Below are 17,996 nucleotides of genomic sequence, written 5' to 3' on the forward strand. Positions count from 1 at the left end.
GCATGATGGATTTGCGCGTTTTGTATGTTGATGATGATCCGGCGCTGGCGCGGCTTTCCAGCCGTGTCCTTGGTCGTCATGGAATGGAGGTGGTGCATGCCGCCTCCGTCGCCTCGGGGCTCGAGCTATTTCAAAACGAGCAATTCGATGTGGTCGTCCTCGACCACTATTTCCAGACATCGACGGGAATGGAGTTTCTGGCAGCGATCCAGTCGTTGCCGGGGCGCGTTCCCGTGCTTTACGTGACCGGGTCGAACGAAGCCAAGATCGCGATCGACGCCCTTAAGGCGGGTGCTGCCGACTTTGTCATAAAGAATGTCGGCGACGACTTCTTTCCGCTGTTGCGCACGGCCATCAATCAGGCCCTGGAAAACCACCGCCTGCGCCAGAACAAGGAGGAATCCGACCGCTTGCTGGTGAAGGCCAAGGAACATGCGGAAATGATGGTGAAGGAGATGAACCATCGCGTCGCCAACAGCCTGTCGCTGGTATCGGCGATGATCAGGCTGCAGATCAACACTGTGAAGTCGCCCGAGGCGGAAGTTGCCCTTCTGGAAACCCAGAGCAGGATTTCCGCCATCGCCGGCGTGCACCGCAGTCTCTACAATACCGACAATGTCGGCCTTGTATCGCTCAATTCCTACCTCACGTCGATCATCAGCGATCTGTTTCAGGCCGTTCCCGGTTCGTCCTCCGTCACGGTGGAGACATCGCTTTGTGAAGTCAGCCTCAAGGCGGATCACGCGGTCGCACTCGGCGTCATCATCACCGAGCTTCTGACCAATGCGCTGAAATATGCCTATCCCGACCAGTCGGGCACGGTTCGTGTCCGGCTTTCCGAAGAGGACCGGCAATTTGTCCTCGTGGTTGAAGACGATGGCATCGGTTCAAAACCGGAGGCATCGCCGCGCGGCACCGGCCTCGGCACGAAGCTGATCATGGCTATGGCGCAGAATATTGGCGCGCGTGTCGAACAGACACATACCCATCCTGAACTCGGCAAGGGTACGCGCTACATCATGACGTGGACTGAGAAGCAATAATCAACACGCGCATATTTGCCCCTGAATTATTGGGCCTTGCCGGGGCGTTCAACACCTTCCGCAACGATCGTGGCGATCTCGAATTTCTCCATTTCGGCATTCAGGCCGTTCAGCAATTATGCAGCGGAAGGTTGCCAGAATCCGCCACAATTGCGGGGCCGCTGCCACGAAAACACCTCGTTTCATTCAGCTACAGTTCACGGCCCAGGGCGCTAAATCACCCCATCCCACAAGGAGGGAAATGAGATGCGCAAGATGATTTTAAGCGCTGGAATAATTCTTAGCGCCTTCTTCGGCAGCGGCGCGAACGCCATGCCCATCGGTCAACCGTCCGCACCCGCGACATCGAATGTTCAAACCGTCGACTATGCCTGTGGACGCGGTTTTCATCTGTCGCCGCGTGGATATTGCCGGCCAAACGGACCGCCACGCTATGAGCGCGGCTGGGACCGGCGTGATCGCTGGGAAGGCCGCCGGGAATGGCGCGAGCGTCAGGCCCGCAGAGAATGGCGTGAGCGGCGCGACTGGCGCGAACACCGCGAATGGCGAGACCGCCGCGACTATTATCGCTGGTAATCGGATCAGGCCCTCTCTTAACCGGGAGGGCCTTTCTTTATGTCCCGTCCCGTACCGGCCTGACCCAATCCCCATCTTTGCATGATGCCTCTTTGTCCGCAGCCGAATTGAACTCGGCCTAAGGAAACCTGCGCCGCAGTTGCGGGTTAACCCATGTGGTTGTCATTCAAAGGAGGAAAACATGAACATCACCAGACGCACAATTCTCGCGGGCGGCGCTGTGGCCGCTGCCGCAACGATTTTTCCCAGACCGCATATGGCTCATGCCGCGCTGCCCCTAAAGCAGCCGGCCCTGCCGTTTGCGGAAGCAGATCTGGCACCGGTCATTTCGGCAAAGACGGTCGGCCTCCATTACGGAAAACATCACAAGGGCTATTACGACAAGCTGAATACGCTGGCAGCCAATACCCGTTATGCTGACATGGAGCTTGTCGATATCGTCAAGGAGGCGGCCAAGTCCAAAGAGGCGGCAGATGTCAAGATTTTCAACAATGCCGCGCAGGCCTGGAACCACGTCGCCTATTGGGATCAGTTCGTTCCAGGCGGGCCGAACCGGCCCACGGGCGATCTCGCGACCCGTGTGAACGAGACCTTTGGAGATTATGAAGGGTTTATCAAACGCGCAGTCGATGTTTCCGACACCGTGTTCGGGACAGGCTGGGTCTGGTTGACGCGCGACGACGCCGATAAACTCGCACTCATTGGTTACGAGGACGGCAATAACCCGATCGCGGTGGGTCGACCGGCCTATCTCGGCATCGATATATGGGAACATGCCTATTACCTCGATTATGAGAACCGCAAACCCGAGCATATCCGCGCCGTGCTCGACAGGCTGGTCAACTGGCGGGTCGTGGAAGAACGCATGAGCGCTTAGACCCTCACGTCCTCTTGTTTCCCGCGGCAAGGCCAACGGCTTGCCCTCAGGTTCATTTGAGCTACTATGCCGCGATGGCGGGGAGGCCATGTCACAGGAGGGTTCATGAATTACCGGTCTTCGAAACGGCGCATGCTGTTGAAACTTGCCGCCACGGCGGTTTCTTTTGGCATGCTGGGAATGACGGCGAGCGCTGAGGGCTTTCCCGATCGAACGATTACTCTGGTCGTTCCTTTCGCGGCCGGCGGTTCCACAGATGTGGTGGCACGCGTCATCGCGCAGAAAATGGGCGATGAGCTTGGCAAGCAGATCGTCGTCGAAAACGTCGCCGGTGCCGGCGGCAATCTCGGGGCCGACCGCGTCGCCCGGGCCGAGCCCGATGGCTACACGATCCTGATGGGCACGGTTGCAACCCACGCACTCAACCCGCTCATTCTCAAGACGAAACCTTACGATCCGGAAAAGGATTTCGCCCCGGTTTCGCTGCTGGTGGTGGTGCCGAATGTGCTGGTCGTCAATCCGAAACTGAACGTCAACAGCGTCGCGGAATTGATCGCGCTTCTGAAAGCCGAGCCGGACAAACATGCCTATGCCTCTTCCGGCAATGGCACGCCGCTGCACCTTTCAGGCGAACTGTTCAAGAGCATGGCGGGCGTCAGCATGCAGCACGTTCCCTATAAGGGCGCTGGCCCCGCACTCAACGATCTGCTCGGCAACCAGATTTCGATCATGTTCGACAATCTGCCCTCATCGTCCGGCCACATCAAATCCGGCACCTTGCGGGCGCTTGGCGTAACCACGGCTGAGCGGGCTTCATCCTTCCCGGATCTGCCGACAATCGCCGAGACCGTGCCGGGTTACGAGACCTACACGTGGAATGCGCTCTTTGCGCCTGCCGGCACACCGGCCGAGGCGATCGACAAGCTGAATGCCGCGGCCAAGAAAGCGCTTGCCGATCCCGGCGTTGCCGCGCGCATGGCGGAATTCAGCGCCAAGATCGTCGCTTCCTCGCCGGAAGAGCTGAAAACCCATGTCGCTGCCGAAATCGCCAAGTGGGAACCGGTTGTCAAGAACGCCAACGTGCAGATGGATTAACCGGGAACGACAATCCGCTCTTCTGATATCTCGCTGCGCACCCCTCCCGGGATGCGCAGCAGAAAGACACGGGCCACGACCATACCTGCCGCATCGGCCAATGTGTCGTTTTCGCATCACTTGCCATAAGGTTGCAATTGCCCGGTTGGCAATGGCGAAACGCTCAGGTACAAAATACTCACCGCGTCAGATCGAACCAAAGGGAGGCGTTGCATGACACCAGCATTCACCGAAATCCTCCCGCAGGGAATGACCCGACACTAGGTCATATCCATTCGCGGCCCGCCCCGCGTACGCGCGCCATGCGGTTTTGTTTTCCCTCATAGCCCGATTGATCTGACGGGATCACTCCGTTTCCCGCCCGGGCTGTGGCCATCCAACTTCCGTTTTTGAGGACCGGTTGCCGAAGCTATGGCGCCGTGCTGGTTAAAATGTCTCGCAAGAAGCTCGATTTCCGCGCCGATGCCTATCGCCATGTGCTCGGTTTTGTTTTCCACCACTGGAGCCACCGGCGGGCGCTGGTGGGTTTTATCATCGTGCTGGTCATCGCCAGCACATTGGCCGAAGTCATGGTGCCGGTGTTCTCCGGCCAGATCGTCGATGCCATTGCCGGCGGTAACGGGGCGGACAAGGCGCTGCGCGCCTTCGTCATCGTTGTGGCGCTGGGGCTGACCAGCGTGGCGCTGCGCTGGTTCATCTTCAACGGCATCATCCGGCTGACGCTGAGAACCATGGCTGACGTCACCAATAACGGCTTCCACCGGGTTCAGCGCTTCTCGACCGACTGGCATGCCAACAGCTTTGCCGGCTCGACGGTGCGCAAGATCACGCGTGGCATGTGGGCGCTGGATTCGCTGAACGACCTGCTGCTCATCGCGCTGCTGCCATCCATCACCATGCTGGTGGGCGCCACCATCGTGCTCGGCAGCTATTGGCCGGTCATGGGCCTGATCGTGGGGGCCGGGTCGCTGATCTATATCGGCGTCACGGTGGCGCTTTCCATGGGTTTCGTATCGCCGGCGGCAAGGCTTGCCAATGCCTGGGATACCAAGCTCGGCGGCGCGCTTGCGGATGCGATCAGCTGCAACTCGGTCGTGAAAGCCTTCGGCGCCGAAAACCGCGAAGAAACCCGGCTGACCCACGTGCTGGCCAAATGGGATAATCGCACGCGCAGAACATGGAAACGCGGCACGCTGAGCGGCACGATCCAGGGTTTCATGATGGTGTCCATGCAGGCCGGCATCCTCGGAACGGGTCTTCTCATGTGGCAAAAGGGGCTGGCAACGCCGGGTGATATCACCTTCGTGCTGGCGATGTTCTTCGTGTTGCAGGGCTATCTGCGCAATGTCGGTCAGGATATCCGCAACCTGCAACGTGCCGTCAACGACATGGAAGAGCTGGTGCTGCTCGACAAGATGCCGCTTGGCATCGAAGACAGGCCGGACGCCAGACGGATCAAGATCGAGAAGGGCGAGATCGTTTTCGATAACGTCACTTTTCAATATGGCGCGCATCCCGATCCGCTTTATGAGGACTTCTCGGTCACCATCAAGCCGGGCGAGCGCGTGGGTCTGGTTGGCCATTCGGGTTCGGGCAAGACGACCTTCGTCAAGCTCATCCAGCGTCTGTACGACATCAATGCGGGCGCAATCCGCATAGACGGCCAGAATATCGCCGGCGTCAGGCAATCGAGTTTGCGCGACCAGATCGCCATCGTGCAGCAGGAGCCAATCCTGTTTCACCGCACGCTGGCGGAAAACATCGCCTATGGCCGGCCAGGCGCCTCGCGGCGTGAGATCGAGCAGGCGGCGAGGCAGGCGAGCGCCCATGACTTCATCATGTCCCTCCCCAAGGGCTATGAAACGATGGTGGGCGAACGCGGTGTCAAACTGTCGGGTGGTGAACGCCAGCGTGTCGCCATTGCCCGGGCCTTCCTTGCCGATGCGCCGGTGCTGATTCTGGATGAGGCGACATCGAGCCTCGACAGCGAAAGCGAAGTGCAGATCCAGCAGGCGATGGAACGCCTGATGGACGGCCGCACCACGCTTGTCATCGCGCACCGGCTTTCCACCGTGCGGGCGCTGGACCGTCTGCTGGTCTTCGACAAGGGCAAGATTGTCGAAGAAGGCGACCATCAGGCGCTGATCCGGCTGAATGACGGTATCTATCGCCGGCTGTTCGAGCGGCAGGCGCTGGAACTGACCAAGGGTCTGGTGGCCTGAAACGAAACGCCGGGGCATTGCTCCGGCGTTTTCTTTTGTGCGATCAGCGGACAAACGCTCCAGAAGAAACACTTAGCGAATCAACGAAGTTTTTTCTTGCGCCAGAGCCGCGCCGCGTGATAGTTAGTACTATGGCTAAGCATTCACCCGAACTGTCACTGATCTTTCAGGCTCTCGCCGATCCGACGCGCCGGTCAATTCTGACCCAGCTTGCGCAGGGTCCGGCGCGGGTCATGGAATTGTCCGCTCCCACGGGGCTGCGTCTGCCCACGGTGATGCGGCATCTTTCGGTGCTGGAAGAAGCGGGGCTGATCAGCACCTCCAAGGACGGGCGGGTGCGCACATGCGCAATCGTGCCCGAGGCCCTGGAGCCGGTGCGGACATGGCTCGATGAACAGCGGGCCACATGGGAAAGCCGGCTCAACCGGTTGGAGGCATTTGCAATGCAGGCTGCGAAGGAGCGCTCGGAATGATGTCGAAACTCAATCAGGACGGCACACGTGCCGAGCCCCATCTTGGCGACGGCCGTTTTGCGACGCTGAGCTTCGAGCGGGTGATCGCTGTTCCATTATCGGTCCTCTGGCAAGTCTGGACGTCGCCCGCCGCGCGGGCCGTCTGGGCTGCTCCGACACCCTCCGTGACCGTGGAGTTTCTGGAGGCCGACACCAGGGTGGGCGGGCGTGAAGTTTCGCTTTGCAAGGTCAAGGGGCAGCCGGATATCCGCTGTGAGTGCGGATGGCTGGAGCTGCAGCCGGGTGCTCGCAGCGTGAATTACGAGGTGGTTTCGTCCGGCGGCGTGACGCAGTCGGCGGCGCTGGTGACGGCTGATCTTTCGGCCGTGGATGAGGGCAGCCGGCTCACCGTAACCGTTCAGCTTTCCTCGCTGGCCGCCGATATGCAGGCGGGTTACCGGCAGGGGTTCAGTGCCGGTCTGGACAATCTGGCCGAGGTGGCCAAACGGACCATGGTGCTGGAGCGAACGATAAGGGCGCCGCGCAACATCGTTTGGAACGCCTGGATGAACGCCGAGACGCTGCCGCAATGGTGGGGTCCGGAAGGCTTTTCCTGTCGCACCGCGAGGATCGATCTGCGAACCGGCGGTGAATGGGTGTTCGACATGATCGGCCCCGACGGCACGGTCTATCCCAACCATCATCGTTATATCGAGGTCCGGGCCGAAGACAGGATCGGCTATACGCTGCTCTGGGGAGAAAACGGGCCGAAACATGCCGACGCCTGGGCCTCTTTCGAGGATCAGGATGGTGCGACGAAAGTTGTGCTCGGCATGGTGTTCAGCACCGAGGCCGAGTTCCAGGAGGCGAAGGGATTCGGCGCCATCGAACTGGGTCAGCAGACGCTCGGCAAACTGGAACGCTTTGTTTTCGCATTGTAAAATCCAGGAGGCTGACCCTTGGCGGGCCTTGGATTCGAGGAAGTTTCCATCACTTTTTTGTGATTAAAGTTGAGTTGTGCGCGATGGTTTTGGACGACAATAAAAACCTTATTGTCGTCCATTCGAATATAATGGAAAGATAAAATTCAAAATTGCCTTTGTCTGCAAGTCCAGTTCCGGACGGGCGCAGCTTTTCCCAATGGGTCGCGAATTGACAAAACGCAAATCGCCACGCTGTCCGGCAGTGAACATCTTGTCGTATCTGATATTTGCCGCGCCTGACCGAAGAGATACTGATCCAACGGGTGAGGTCCTCGGCTTTTATTCGACCTGCCATCGTCTCTCGGTTTTGTAGAAGTTTTCGCGGCAACTCCTTAGGGTTGCGGCTCCGGTTTGTCTGTGTCGTACTCGCATTCGTCAAATGGAATGGGTTGGGAAATCATTCAATTCGACGGGGGGCCGCCGATGAATTATCGTTGCCAGCTGAAAGGCTTAAGACGATTTCTCTGTTCTGGAACCGCATTGGTTTCGGGCGCGATTTTTTTCTACTCGGAACCCGTGGATGCAGCCTGCATTTTTACGCCGACGGCGGGCGACGACAATTATATCTGCGACACCGGGACATCGGTGGGTGGGCTGAATGATACCGGCGGCAACAATACGCTGCTTCTTCCGGCCGGCGGCACGGGAACAATCGCCGGTAACGTCACCTTTGGAGGCGGCACCGACAGGATCGAGATTTATTCCGGCACCATAGATGGTGCGGTGGTTCAGGGGGGCGGCAACGACGCCTTTGTGATTTCCGGCGGCACCGTTACCGGCAATGTGCAGCAAGGCAGCGGCGTCGACGATTTCCGGATGACGGGCGGGACGATCCTGTCCCTCAACCAGGGCGACAATCTCGACACGTTCTTGATGTCTGACGGACGCATCATCGATGCGTTCGATGATGGCGATATCGCCACCATGACGGGTGGCCGTATCGGCCGCGTCAACATGAAACTTGACGACAACGTCTTCGACATGTCGGGAGGCGTCATCGATCGAAATCTGGTGACCGGTTTTGGCAATGACACGATCATTCTCTCCGGTGGCACGATCGGCGGCAATATCAGCGTCAGCGGCGGAACCGACAGTGTGACCGTTACCGGCGGCACGGTTGGCGGCAATGTGCTTTTGAGCTTCGGTAACGACAGGTTCAACTGGAATGGCGGTGGCATCATCTATGGCGCCATCGACCTTGGCGCCGATGACGACACCGCCACGCTCACCAATCTGGCCAACGCCCATATCGGCGCGACCACGCAGATAAGCGGTGGTCTGGGGACCGATACCCTGACGATGAGCAACGTCAAGACGGGAGGGGTTGCCCGCTTCGACAGCTGGGAGACAATAAACCTCACCAATGACAGCGAGCTTGTTTTCGACGGGACGTTGACACTTGGCGACAGCGGCACCGGAACCGGTACGCTTTCCATAGATTCCGCCAGCACGGTCTATGGCGGCGGTGCGAATGGACGAGTCTCCGCTTTCACGGCGGGTGCTTTCGCCAATCTGGTGAATTCAGGCCGTATCGATCTCACCAATAGCGGCGGCAATGCCTCGGACACCTTCACGATCTCCGGCAATTACGTGGGCAATGGCGGCCAGATCTTTCTCGATACCGTGCTTGGCAGCGATGGCTCCGCCTCCGACAGGCTGGTCATCGATGGTGGCACGGCTTCCGGAAGCACGGGGATGAACGTGGTCAATGCCGGAGGGACCGGGGCGAGCACGACTGCTGACGGCATCATGGTTGTCGAGTCCGTGAACGGAGGAACAACCGCTGGCAGCGCATTTGCGCTCAACAGCCGCGTTGCTGCCGGCGCCTACGAATATTACCTGTTCAAAGGCGGTGTTTCGGCCGGCACTCAGGACAATTGGTATCTTCGCTCGACGATCGTTTCGGGTGGCGGGGCGATTGCAGGCGCGCCCGACCCGCTTCAGCCAATTGTGACGCCAGAGCCTGAGGCACCCGACATCACCGGCGCGCCCCCGGCCTCGCAACTGCCACCCACGCCGATACCGACGGAGGGAAGCGCGACGACGGACCCGACGGACCCCACGCCTCCAATCAATGCGGGCGATCCGGAGCCGGAAGCTCCGCCCACCCCACAGGCCGCAGGGGCGGCAAGTCCCCCGCCTGCGCCGCCCGTACCGCCAACCACGCTTGCCTTGATCCCGAGCGCCTCCGCGGTGTCGCCAACGCCCGGCGCGACGCCGGTGATTGCCGATATCGTGCCGCTCTACCGTATCGAGGTTCCGACCTTTTCGGCCGTGCAGCCGCTTGCGCACTATCTTGCACTCTCGACACTCGGCACCTTCCATGAACGGCGCGGCGAACAGGCTTTGCTGGAGGATGACGGATGGATGCCTACAAGCTGGGCGCGCACCTTCGGCCAGAATACCGAGCTGAAATGGGATGGAACCGTCTCGCCGAGTTTCGACGGCAACCTTTTCGGTTTCCAGGCAGGGCAGGACCTGCTCGGCCGTGAAAGCGAGGCAGGGGGCTTCGACCGCTTCGGCCTGTTTGTCGGTTATTCCAAGATGAACGGCGATATCAAAGGCCAGGCGCTGGGGTGGAACAACCTTGCCGTGGGCGACGTCGATATCAGCGGCACGAGCGTCGGTGGATACTGGACGCATATCGGCGCTCAGGGCTGGTATGTCGATGCCGTTCTGATGGGCACGTGGTTCGGCGGTGACGCTACGTCCCGAGCCGGGGAACGGCTGGATATTGACGGCACCGGCGTTACGGCCTCTCTTGAGGGCGGTTACCCGATCGCTCTTTCAGAGGACTGGACGCTGGAGCCGCAGGCCCAGATCATCTGGCAAAACCTTTCCCTCGACGATGCAGCCGACCGCTTTTCCTCGGTCGGATTCGATTCAGACAGTGCCTTTACCGGACGACTGGGCGCCAGGCTGCAGGGTAACTATCAAACCGGCAGCGGTCTCATTCAGCCCTATCTCAAGGCAAATCTCTGGCACAGCTTCTCCTCCGACCAGACCACCCGCTTCGCCAACGATCCCATCGTCACCGAAATCGGCGGAACCTCGCTGGAACTGGGCGCAGGCGTCGTCGCCAGCCTGACGGAAAGGGTCAGCCTGTTTGCGACGGTGGACTACACCACCAATCTAGGCGGTGAACGGAAGCGCGTCATCGAAGGGAACGTCGGTCTCAGCATCAAGTGGTAGCCCGCCGGGCGACAGAGGTGCGTGCGAAGACATTGGAACAATGCGTAAGAGACGAATCTGGAGCGGTATTTATGCCGACTTGTGAAGCATCGGGCTCAGGGCCCGAGCACAATCTGGGGAGATAAAATGCGGATAAAGACCATTATTGCATCGCTTGCCTTGCTGGTGGCCGCTTCGCTGCCATCACTGGCGGAAGCGGCCAATGTCTATGCGACGGGCAATGTGAATATTAGGACCGGGCCGGGCACGCAATATGCCCGGATAGGGACTATTCCTGCCGGTGCCACGCTCACCATCCGTGGGTGTCTGAATGGCTATAGCTGGTGCGAGGTCATCTTTGCCGGCCAGCGAGGCTGGGCCTCCAGCAATTATCTTCAGGCCACATACCAGAACCGGCGACAAGCCGTCATTCATGTCGGACCGATCATCGGGCTGCCGGTTATTGTTCACAGGCCGCAGCCTCCCCATTGGGGCCATCGGCCAAGACCGCCGCACTGGGACCATCGCCCGCGTCCTACAAGACCGCAGCCCCGATGAACAGGAACGGGGAAAGCCGGCGATGAGCGCATTGCTTCCTGGACATGACAGGCGGGAAATTTCGGACCGGCCGTCCCATGTGCCGGGTGTCGTGCCATGACACGGATCTGGCCAGCGGTGATTTTCCTTTTGTTTCCGCTGGTCATTGGCCAAACGGCAGCGCAGGCCCAAAGCTGCGCTGCGGCAGACATCCGGCTTTCATCAAGCACGCAGATCGCCCAGTTGCAGAGGCAACTTGCAGCGATCCGCGCTATTGAGCGCAAACGGCAATGTGGCGCGGAAAACTATCATCGGCCCTGCATTCCTGCAGTCTCAGTGATTTGAAGGCCGCGTCGAGGGCAGGAACCAAAGTTTGCGTTCCCCGGTTTTCACCGTTTTGCTGAACAGCAAAAATTAAGGAGATTGCGACACTGATGCCCAGACTACCATTTGGAGAGTGATGATGCAGGTGCGACGTTGGCGTGTAATAGCCATGGGGATATTTCTGGCCATAGTCGGAGCCGCATTGCCCATTGCCGCCATGGCCTGGACGTCCTGGCGCGTTGCCATCCAGAAAGAACTCTACATTCTTGATCTCGTTGCCGAAAGATCGCTTGTGCGCGCCGGCAATACCTTCAGGGAGGCGAAGGGCGCATTGGAGGCAATCGAAGCCGCGCACCTTCCTGCCTGTTCGGATCAGCATATTGCGCAGATGCGGATCGGGACGATCAACGTTCCGTCGATCGCGGAGATCGGTTACTTCGAGAACGGCTTCATCAAATGCACCTCCTGGGGCCGCGCCGCTGGCAATGTAGCCAAATCCCACGTTGACTACGTCACGCCGGAGGGCCTTGAAGTGACGTTGCGTATCCAGCCCGGCATCAGCCACGGCGACCAGATGACGAGCCTGCACCTCGGCCATCACAATGCGCTCGTCGCCCCCTCCCGGTTTGCTGATATTGTGCTGCGAGACAGGATGTCCCTGGCGCTCCTCAACGATAAAGGCCAGATCATCAGCACGCAGAACCTGCCCGATGCAGGGGTTCTTTCCACGCTCCCGGCAAAAGACGGCCGCGGCATGACCGACACATCGCTTTATTCGGTGGTGACGGAAGATGGGCTGACGGCAATAGTTCTCGAGCCGAGGGAGGCGATGCGAACGAAGCTCGTGCGGGAGCTGACAGTGCTTTTGCCGATCGGTGCATTTATTGCGCTCTTCATCGTCGGCATCGTCATCTGGATGTCGCGCAAGCGGCTCTCGCCGGAAACCGAGCTGGAAATCGCGGTTCGAAACCGTGAATTCATTGTTCATTATCAACCGATTATCGAGCTTAAGACCAATATATGCGTTGGTGCCGAAGCGCTCGTCCGCTGGCGGCGGCCGGATGGCACGCTGGTAAGGCCGGACCGTTTCATTCCGCTTGCGGAAGAAACGGGGCTGATTGAGCCCATCACCGATCAGGTCGTCGAAGCCATCATCGCAGATCTCGGCCCCATGCTCGTTCGGGACCGCAGTTCGCATATTGCCATCAATCTCTGCGCCGAAGATGTGAAATCGGGCCGGATACTGGACTTCATCGATCTGCGTCTTGCCCGTGCGGGTATCCGCAAGGAGCAGATATGGCTCGAGGCGACGGAGCGCGGTTTCATCGACATCGATGCGGCGCGCATCACGCTGGATAGAGCACGCAAAGCGGGGCATTCAGTCGCAATCGATGATTTCGGAACCGGCTATTCCAGCCTTCAATATCTTCAGGGATTGCCGCTGGACGCCCTGAAGATCGACAAATCCTTCGTTGATACGATCGGCAGGAACACGGCGACCAGCACCGTGACGCTCCATATCATCGAGATGGCGCGCGAGCTTGGGCTGTTTTCCGTTGCGGAAGGTATCGAGAAAGAGGAGCAGGCGGCCTATCTGCGGGAACATGGTGTTGACTTCGGTCAGGGCTGGCTCTTTTCCAGACCGCTTCCAGCCGAAGAATTCATCGTTTTTCACCGGCAGAACAAATCGAGATACGGCTCGGCTCCCGAGGTCATTCAGGTGGCGTCTGTCTAGGTCAAAGCGAAGACGTCGCGAATCTCGGGTATTGGGCGTTATTCGGCCGGTTCTTGCTTGATCACCTCGCCGCTGAGATGGACTTCGAACCAGGCGCGGAAAGGCTGCAACGCTTTCACGCTCGCGGCGTTCCGGCCGGTGGTCAAGTTGTCTAGGCAGGTCTTGAGCGAGCGGCGATCACGGTGCGGATATCGTTCAACGTGCGCGGGCGCGTTTGGCAAGCAGAGCGGATGTTGCCGCGGTACGATCCGACAATTCCTTCGCAAGACGGGCTTCCCGAAGGCGCAGGGTCTTTGCATCACGGGATTGCGCAATGGAATCGAGCTCCTCAAGCGCTTTTTCCTTCGCGAAGAACGGTGTCTGGATGTGGCTGAAGGCGAGTTCGGCCTTCTGGCGGGAAATACTGTATTTTTCTGTCATGGGTGTTCCGATGATGATGCTCGGAGAGCGAGCGAAAAACAAAAGGCCAGGCAATTTGCCTGGCCTTGATTGGGTTGGCGTGCTTCCGGCAGTGCCAGTACATCCGTGGTCAAAGGGAAGCACAGACCCTTAGGCAGCCTGCAGATTGCAAGCCGACATTTTGCCCGACTTGTTGTCGCGCTCAAGCTCGAAGCCGATCTTCTGACCTTCGACGAGTTCGCGCATGCCGGCGCGCTCAACGGCGGAGATGTGGACGAACGCATCGGCGCCGCCATTGTCAGGCTGAATGAAGCCGAAGCCCTTGGTGGAATTGAACCATTTAACTGTGCCAGTGGTCATGATGAACCCTTTCATAGCAATAGAGAAACCACAGCACTCATGCGCTGCGGATGATGATAGCGATTTTGAAAGGAAAGGTTCGTTCAGAACGCGGTGCCAGACGCGTGACAAGCAAAGCTAAGCAAGCAAATTCGATTGCCCCTTATATCCTGCCTCTGCCCGGGTGTCAACTATTGGTTTTTGATGATATTTCATCTCGTCAAAAAGTTGTACTATCCCATGCGGCGTGTGGACGCTCATCGCCTTGTTTTCCGCGCAATCCGGGCGCATGATTTGGCTTCGTCATGCTGGCCGCATGGCGCTGCGGTGTCAGAGAGGCGCCGTGTTCTTTTCTTCGTCCGATTGCAAATGTTTGCGTAAGCGCTGCGGTGTCATTTTTGACGATGCCGCGAAGTTTTACCCATTGCGACAGGCGCGTGCCGGTAGCGGCGATCATACACCATCAGCCATTTCTTTATGCCTCCGCGTAACGTTCGTCCGGCGGAACATGGCAATAGCGGCGTAGAATGAAACGGGCTCCACGCGGACGAAATCCGCGTGCGAGTTCCATATGAAAGGCAACACCATGGAAACGTGTAACGAACACCGGCGCCAGGCGCTGAGGATAGAGACGTGGGAGAACGAAGGCGGCGCTCCTGTCTCCGATACGCTCGAGACCCAATATGGAAGACGGATCGAGAGGGATCAGAGCTGGACGATATACCATGTCTTCACCGGCGTGCCGGTGCGCATCGGCGGCCGCAGGCTGACCCATCTCAGCATAGCGGAAGCGACCGACGGCATGCTGTCACTCAACCGACGTAACGCCCTGCGCAGGAAAGAACGCACGGGGAGCAAGTCATGACGCTCGCTTTCCCCAACACGGCCCGCAGTTTTGACGAGGTGCGTAAAGCGGTTCGCTTTTTCGGCCATGACGGCATGTTCGAAATCCGGTTTTTTGTCGAGGCGGAGGCGCTCGCCAAGGGCCGGGGACATGCCATGAGCATGTCGGAAGCTCAATGCCTTTCCTCTTTCGATGCGATGCGCACGGCCATCTACGCGGCGGCACAGAAGGTCTACGCCAAATCGCGTCGCAATATGAATATCCTGACTGCCTCTGACATCGGCTAGGCGGTTGCGCCTGATCTCCCTTCGCCGGGATTACCCGTGCGGCGATGCTCGACCATGGCGCAATTAGGGAACGACACGCCGGCTAACGTCTGCGCTCGCGCCATCTAGAGCCAATGCCTCATCAATCTCGGCTGATGATACCTGCAGGAACTGGCGTCGGGCCACCGCGATGGAAATCGCTGGTATCTCCAGATGCGTCGCCACCCGGCGATATGCCGTGAAGCTCAAACCTTCTATCAATTCCTCGTCCACGACCAGGCGATATGTACCCGCTCCCAGAGGTTCCGTGAGGGCTTCCAGTCGGAATGGATGCGTGAATGTGATTTCGGTCTCTGTGGTTCTTTCGATCATGTCGAACACCGCTTTCCGTTGCATTGAACCGGCGCATTTGCAGCCGGTTATCGCAACTATGCTCCGAAGAGGATGTAAACGATCAGCACAAGGCTTGCCGCAGACAAGACGTAGCCAGCCACAGTTGCGAGATCATGTTTCGTGGGTTGGTGAAATATGGAAGACATGGCGTCCTCCTTTGTCAGGGCCAGGGTATTCAACCCTTAAACAGCAGCGCCCGTGATACGGCTGCTGGAGTGATTATAGTGGACCTGTTTCGGACGTTTAGCAATGAAACAATTTGGAAGTCTGGAGGTGTTGATTGAAAGTCCTGCATTTATCGTCTCAAGAATCGTGGCAAGCTCTTGGAGTATAACTACAACTTACTTTGCAGGCCGGGAGGAGCGCCCACCATCGCTAAAAAGCCTTGGAACCGGGCTTTCAGATGTCGTTAGGGAGACACGGTGTCTCCCTTTTGTGTCTCTGCATTGTGCATTGATTGATGCACGCAATAGAAAAAATGTTCGTCTGGAAACCCTTTGTGATAACTCGGATGGAAATCTATCTAGTAGCTTTTCTTTGAAAGCTGTCTCAAGAAGCCGTGGGAGCTAAAAGAATGGGGTGGCTCTTACCGATGGTGATAGGTCTAGGATTATGTTTTCGTTAAGGAAATAAAAATATGGGGCACACTTTGATAAAATCGGAGAGCAATGAAGCTGTTGGCGGTTTCCCTCCCCATATGTGGGGGGAAATTGGCTTCTATGTTTACCGATTGGTCGATCCAAGAGATCAACAGACCTTTTACGTCGGAAAGGGCTACGGAAATCGCGTATTTCAACATGCCCACGGTGTGGCGTCTGATGCAGAGCAATCGGAGTTGGGCCAAAAGTTAGACCGCATACGTTCTATCAAGGCGGATGGAAAGTATGTTGATTATATCATCCATCGTCACGGTCTCACAGAGGAAGAAGCCTTTCACGTCGAAGCTGCTTTGATTGACGCTTATGAGGGGCTGACCAATTTGCAGTCTGGCCACGGTATTGATCAGCAAGGTCTTATGCCGGTCAGAGACATTGTACGGCTGTATGGATTGCCGCCCTTTCCTTTTCCGCCGGACCACAAGCTGGTGCTTATAAAAATTCCCAAGCTCCCCCGACGTGCTACCGAGGATGAGATTTTTCAGTTAGTTCGCTTTTGCTGGCGCATCAACAAGGCACGTGCGGAAGCTTCCGATTATGTCGTCGCTGTACATCTTGGCCGAACTATTGGTGCATTTAAGGCCATACAATGGTCATCAGCGACTTCCGAGAATTTCCGGGAAGACATCACGATCAACGGGACAGTGAACAAAGGCATTCCCTACGCGGATGGTTCCGAGGCACATCGGTACGGCTTCCATGGGTATCGTGCGCCATCTGAAATCTGGAATCTCTATGTTGGGGAACACGGCAAGCGACTGGAGAATGCACGGTTCCTCAAGGCCCAAAACCCAATTGGTTACCTGTCGCCCTTGGCATATCCGATGTTAGATCGGCCAGCCGATAAAAGTTGATGACGTTCCCAGTTATACAGAAAGTATCCTAAGCTGCCATTCGAACCAACAAATGTGTTTCTTTAGAAACTGATAAATTTTTACGAGGGGTACTCAGGCTGCTCCTTCCAGCCGCTTCGCTTCTCCGAGAGCTATGGTTGGACCGCTCTAATTCACTTCCGGCATACGCACGATCTTCCTTTGTCAGCTTCCACTACAATAGAAAGGGCATAAGGCCGGGATATTTTTTTGTGGCGGTAGTTTCCAGTCCGAAGGGTCGAATTTGATTGTTGGACGGTCAAGACAGCGGGCGATGTCCTTTGGGATATTTATTTTAGTTATTGAGTTTCGGTTGTTTTGCGGTTGAATCGCGCTACGCTCTATCTGAACGGAAACTTTTTCCCCGCTCATCCCCACCCTATTTGCTTGGCCTATACTGCCTCTGTTCCGTGATGAACCGGGAAATGTTCCTGTTTTGATGCGGATCCGGCGCCGGTTTGAGAGAAGACGTCACTCTCATATTTCGGGGTCTGATAGGGAAAGTCCTCCGGCAATGACGAGAGGAGAGATGGAAATGGATTTGTGGTGGGCCTTTCTATTTCTCCGAAACTCATTGGCTGAAGGACAATCTCTCTAACAGGCATAAACCGTTGAAGCGGGGCACTGATAAGTGTCATTCATTCCCATAGGCGGCAATTTTCAGTGCCCCGTTGAAATGCCCATCGAGCTGAAAGGCTGATGGAAAAAAGAGATGAAGCTCATAACACGGTCGCAAACGCGTCGCGTGATAGGAAAGGTGTGTTTGATGGGTCTCTACGAGATGTACGTTCTTGCCGCTCGGGCGGATACTGCATTGATGAGGAGAAAGCTGGCACGATCTCTTTATGCCAGGGCAAAGCTTCGAAATCGGCAGCTCAAGAAGCAATATTTACACAACCAAAAGGAGAATAAGAATTCGTTGGCGGATATGAAGAGGGCAGGCCAGATGCGATTTGGGCGACTCCCATAAACATATATTTATATAATAACCAGCACATAAACATATAAAATATATGCTGCAATGAATTATATATGTGCAACTGAAGACGGGCAGGAATCCGCTGATAAAATCGACTTTTGCGGCCTGCAATTTGCGGATTGCGGGACGATTGCGCATAAATATATGAATTTTATGTTGAATTTGCTGTTTTGACCGGAAGATTGTTATGCGCGGAAACTATATGGCCGAGATGGATTTGATTGGAGTTGATT

General features: G+C 57.3%; 18 protein-coding genes. 14 read left to right on the forward strand and 4 right to left on the reverse strand.

Going from position 1 to position 17,996, the window contains the following annotated elements:
* Positions 1 to 2 precede the first annotated feature (2 nt).
* The 11 genes from JZY08_RS25635 to JZY08_RS25685 all read left to right on the forward strand — a co-directional run bounded on the left by JZY08_RS25635 (position 3) and on the right by JZY08_RS25685 (position 13,015).
* A complete protein-coding gene (locus tag JZY08_RS25635) occupies positions 3 to 1,043 on the forward strand; it encodes a sensor histidine kinase (RefSeq protein WP_003499592.1) in 1,041 nt (346 codons plus the stop codon).
* Between the two features lie 246 nt (positions 1,044 to 1,289).
* Positions 1,290 to 1,619: a hypothetical protein gene (locus JZY08_RS25640; RefSeq protein WP_003499597.1), complete on the forward strand. Its 330-nt coding sequence runs from the start codon at positions 1,290 to 1,292 to the stop codon at positions 1,617 to 1,619.
* 181 nt (positions 1,620 to 1,800) lie between these two features.
* Positions 1,801 to 2,496: a superoxide dismutase gene (locus tag JZY08_RS25645; RefSeq protein ID WP_216332263.1), complete on the forward strand. Its 696-nt coding sequence runs from the start codon at positions 1,801 to 1,803 to the stop codon at positions 2,494 to 2,496.
* Between the two features lie 105 nt (positions 2,497 to 2,601).
* Positions 2,602 to 3,591, forward strand: coding sequence for a tripartite tricarboxylate transporter substrate binding protein (locus tag JZY08_RS25650; protein WP_137039795.1), 990 nt, complete (start codon positions 2,602 to 2,604; stop codon positions 3,589 to 3,591).
* Between the two features lie 431 nt (positions 3,592 to 4,022).
* Entirely contained in the window at positions 4,023 to 5,813 is a 1,791-nt protein-coding gene (locus JZY08_RS25655) for an ABC transporter ATP-binding protein (protein WP_216332265.1), read from the forward strand.
* A gap of 131 nt (positions 5,814 to 5,944) precedes the next feature.
* Positions 5,945 to 6,286: a helix-turn-helix transcriptional regulator gene (locus JZY08_RS25660; protein ID WP_003499601.1), complete on the forward strand. Its 342-nt coding sequence runs from the start codon at positions 5,945 to 5,947 to the stop codon at positions 6,284 to 6,286.
* A complete protein-coding gene (locus JZY08_RS25665; RefSeq protein ID WP_216332267.1) occupies positions 6,283 to 7,206 on the forward strand; it encodes an SRPBCC family protein in 924 nt (307 codons plus the stop codon). The genes JZY08_RS25660 and JZY08_RS25665 overlap by 4 nt, the downstream gene beginning before the upstream one ends.
* 465 nt (positions 7,207 to 7,671) lie before the next feature.
* Positions 7,672 to 10,440, forward strand: coding sequence for an autotransporter outer membrane beta-barrel domain-containing protein (locus tag JZY08_RS25670; protein ID WP_216332269.1), 2,769 nt, complete (start codon positions 7,672 to 7,674; stop codon positions 10,438 to 10,440).
* 126 nt (positions 10,441 to 10,566) lie between these two features.
* The gene (locus JZY08_RS25675; protein ID WP_216332271.1) at positions 10,567 to 10,977 is read left to right on the forward strand and encodes an SH3 domain-containing protein; all 411 of its coding nucleotides are present in this window, start codon (positions 10,567 to 10,569) and stop codon (positions 10,975 to 10,977) included.
* Positions 10,978 to 11,073: 96 nt separating this feature from the next.
* Positions 11,074 to 11,301 carry a hypothetical protein gene (locus JZY08_RS25680; protein ID WP_216332273.1) on the forward strand — a complete coding sequence of 76 codons (228 nt, stop codon included), beginning with the start codon at positions 11,074 to 11,076 and terminating at the stop codon, positions 11,299 to 11,301.
* Between the two features lie 118 nt (positions 11,302 to 11,419).
* Entirely contained in the window at positions 11,420 to 13,015 is a 1,596-nt protein-coding gene (locus tag JZY08_RS25685) for an EAL domain-containing protein (RefSeq protein WP_216332275.1), read from the forward strand.
* A gap of 195 nt (positions 13,016 to 13,210) precedes the next feature.
* Here JZY08_RS25685 and JZY08_RS25690 read toward each other — a convergent pair whose 3' ends face one another.
* From JZY08_RS25690 to JZY08_RS25700, 3 genes are all read right to left on the reverse strand, one after another.
* Complete coding sequence (locus tag JZY08_RS25690) at positions 13,211 to 13,435, reverse strand: hypothetical protein (protein ID WP_003499608.1); 225 nt, start codon at positions 13,433 to 13,435, stop codon at positions 13,211 to 13,213.
* Between the two features lie 129 nt (positions 13,436 to 13,564).
* Positions 13,565 to 13,774 (reverse strand): cold-shock protein, encoded by a 210-nt coding sequence (locus JZY08_RS25695; RefSeq protein ID WP_003504088.1) that lies wholly within the window; start codon positions 13,772 to 13,774, stop codon positions 13,565 to 13,567.
* A 199-nt stretch (positions 13,775 to 13,973) separates the two neighbouring features.
* The gene (locus JZY08_RS25700; RefSeq protein WP_216332277.1) at positions 13,974 to 14,210 is read right to left on the reverse strand and encodes a hypothetical protein; all 237 of its coding nucleotides are present in this window, start codon (positions 14,208 to 14,210) and stop codon (positions 13,974 to 13,976) included.
* 114 nt (positions 14,211 to 14,324) lie between these two features.
* Between JZY08_RS25700 and JZY08_RS25705 the strand changes: the two genes are divergently transcribed.
* On the forward strand, positions 14,325 to 14,618 hold the full coding sequence (locus JZY08_RS25705; RefSeq protein WP_060725691.1) for a hypothetical protein: 294 nt from the start codon (positions 14,325 to 14,327) through the stop codon (positions 14,616 to 14,618).
* Entirely contained in the window at positions 14,615 to 14,884 is a 270-nt protein-coding gene (locus tag JZY08_RS25710) for a DUF1488 domain-containing protein (protein WP_216332278.1), read from the forward strand. Before JZY08_RS25705 ends, JZY08_RS25710 begins: the two co-directional genes overlap by 4 nt.
* Before the next feature lie 63 nt (positions 14,885 to 14,947).
* Here JZY08_RS25710 and JZY08_RS25715 read toward each other — a convergent pair whose 3' ends face one another.
* Entirely contained in the window at positions 14,948 to 15,235 is a 288-nt protein-coding gene (locus tag JZY08_RS25715) for a hypothetical protein (RefSeq protein WP_216332279.1), read from the reverse strand.
* Positions 15,236 to 15,893: 658 nt separating this feature from the next.
* Here JZY08_RS25715 and JZY08_RS25720 point away from each other — a divergent pair.
* Positions 15,894 to 16,766, forward strand: a complete 873-nt coding sequence (locus tag JZY08_RS25720; protein ID WP_216332280.1) for a hypothetical protein — start codon at positions 15,894 to 15,896, stop codon at positions 16,764 to 16,766.
* Positions 16,767 to 17,996: the final 1,230 nt, after the last annotated feature.

This window comes from Rhizobium sp. X9, from assembly GCF_018873185.1.
In the GTDB taxonomy this organism is placed as follows: domain Bacteria; phylum Pseudomonadota; class Alphaproteobacteria; order Rhizobiales; family Rhizobiaceae; genus Agrobacterium; species Agrobacterium oryzihabitans.

Bases quoted from the DNA above. Each gene is read 5' to 3' on its own strand.
- JZY08_RS25635 (WP_003499592.1), top strand. From the start codon at position 3: ATGATGGATTTGCGCGTTTTGTATGTTGATGATGATCCGGCGCTGGCG.
- JZY08_RS25640 (WP_003499597.1), top strand. From the start codon at position 1,290: ATGCGCAAGATGATTTTAAGCGCTGGAATAATTCTTAGCGCCTTCTTC.
- JZY08_RS25645 (WP_216332263.1), top strand. From the start codon at position 1,801: ATGAACATCACCAGACGCACAATTCTCGCGGGCGGCGCTGTGGCCGCT.
- JZY08_RS25650 (WP_137039795.1), top strand. From the start codon at position 2,602: ATGAATTACCGGTCTTCGAAACGGCGCATGCTGTTGAAACTTGCCGCC.
- JZY08_RS25655 (WP_216332265.1), top strand. From the start codon at position 4,023: ATGTCTCGCAAGAAGCTCGATTTCCGCGCCGATGCCTATCGCCATGTG.
- JZY08_RS25660 (WP_003499601.1), top strand. From the start codon at position 5,945: ATGGCTAAGCATTCACCCGAACTGTCACTGATCTTTCAGGCTCTCGCC.
- JZY08_RS25665 (WP_216332267.1), top strand. From the start codon at position 6,283: ATGATGTCGAAACTCAATCAGGACGGCACACGTGCCGAGCCCCATCTT.
- JZY08_RS25670 (WP_216332269.1), top strand. From the start codon at position 7,672: ATGAATTATCGTTGCCAGCTGAAAGGCTTAAGACGATTTCTCTGTTCT.
- JZY08_RS25675 (WP_216332271.1), top strand. From the start codon at position 10,567: ATGCGGATAAAGACCATTATTGCATCGCTTGCCTTGCTGGTGGCCGCT.
- JZY08_RS25680 (WP_216332273.1), top strand. From the start codon at position 11,074: ATGACACGGATCTGGCCAGCGGTGATTTTCCTTTTGTTTCCGCTGGTC.
- JZY08_RS25685 (WP_216332275.1), top strand. From the start codon at position 11,420: ATGCAGGTGCGACGTTGGCGTGTAATAGCCATGGGGATATTTCTGGCC.
- JZY08_RS25690 (WP_003499608.1), bottom strand. From the start codon at position 13,435: ATGACAGAAAAATACAGTATTTCCCGCCAGAAGGCCGAACTCGCCTTC.
- JZY08_RS25695 (WP_003504088.1), bottom strand. From the start codon at position 13,774: ATGACCACTGGCACAGTTAAATGGTTCAATTCCACCAAGGGCTTCGGC.
- JZY08_RS25700 (WP_216332277.1), bottom strand. From the start codon at position 14,210: ATGATCGCCGCTACCGGCACGCGCCTGTCGCAATGGGTAAAACTTCGC.
- JZY08_RS25705 (WP_060725691.1), top strand. From the start codon at position 14,325: ATGAAAGGCAACACCATGGAAACGTGTAACGAACACCGGCGCCAGGCG.
- JZY08_RS25710 (WP_216332278.1), top strand. From the start codon at position 14,615: ATGACGCTCGCTTTCCCCAACACGGCCCGCAGTTTTGACGAGGTGCGT.
- JZY08_RS25715 (WP_216332279.1), bottom strand. From the start codon at position 15,235: ATGATCGAAAGAACCACAGAGACCGAAATCACATTCACGCATCCATTC.
- JZY08_RS25720 (WP_216332280.1), top strand. From the start codon at position 15,894: ATGGGGCACACTTTGATAAAATCGGAGAGCAATGAAGCTGTTGGCGGT.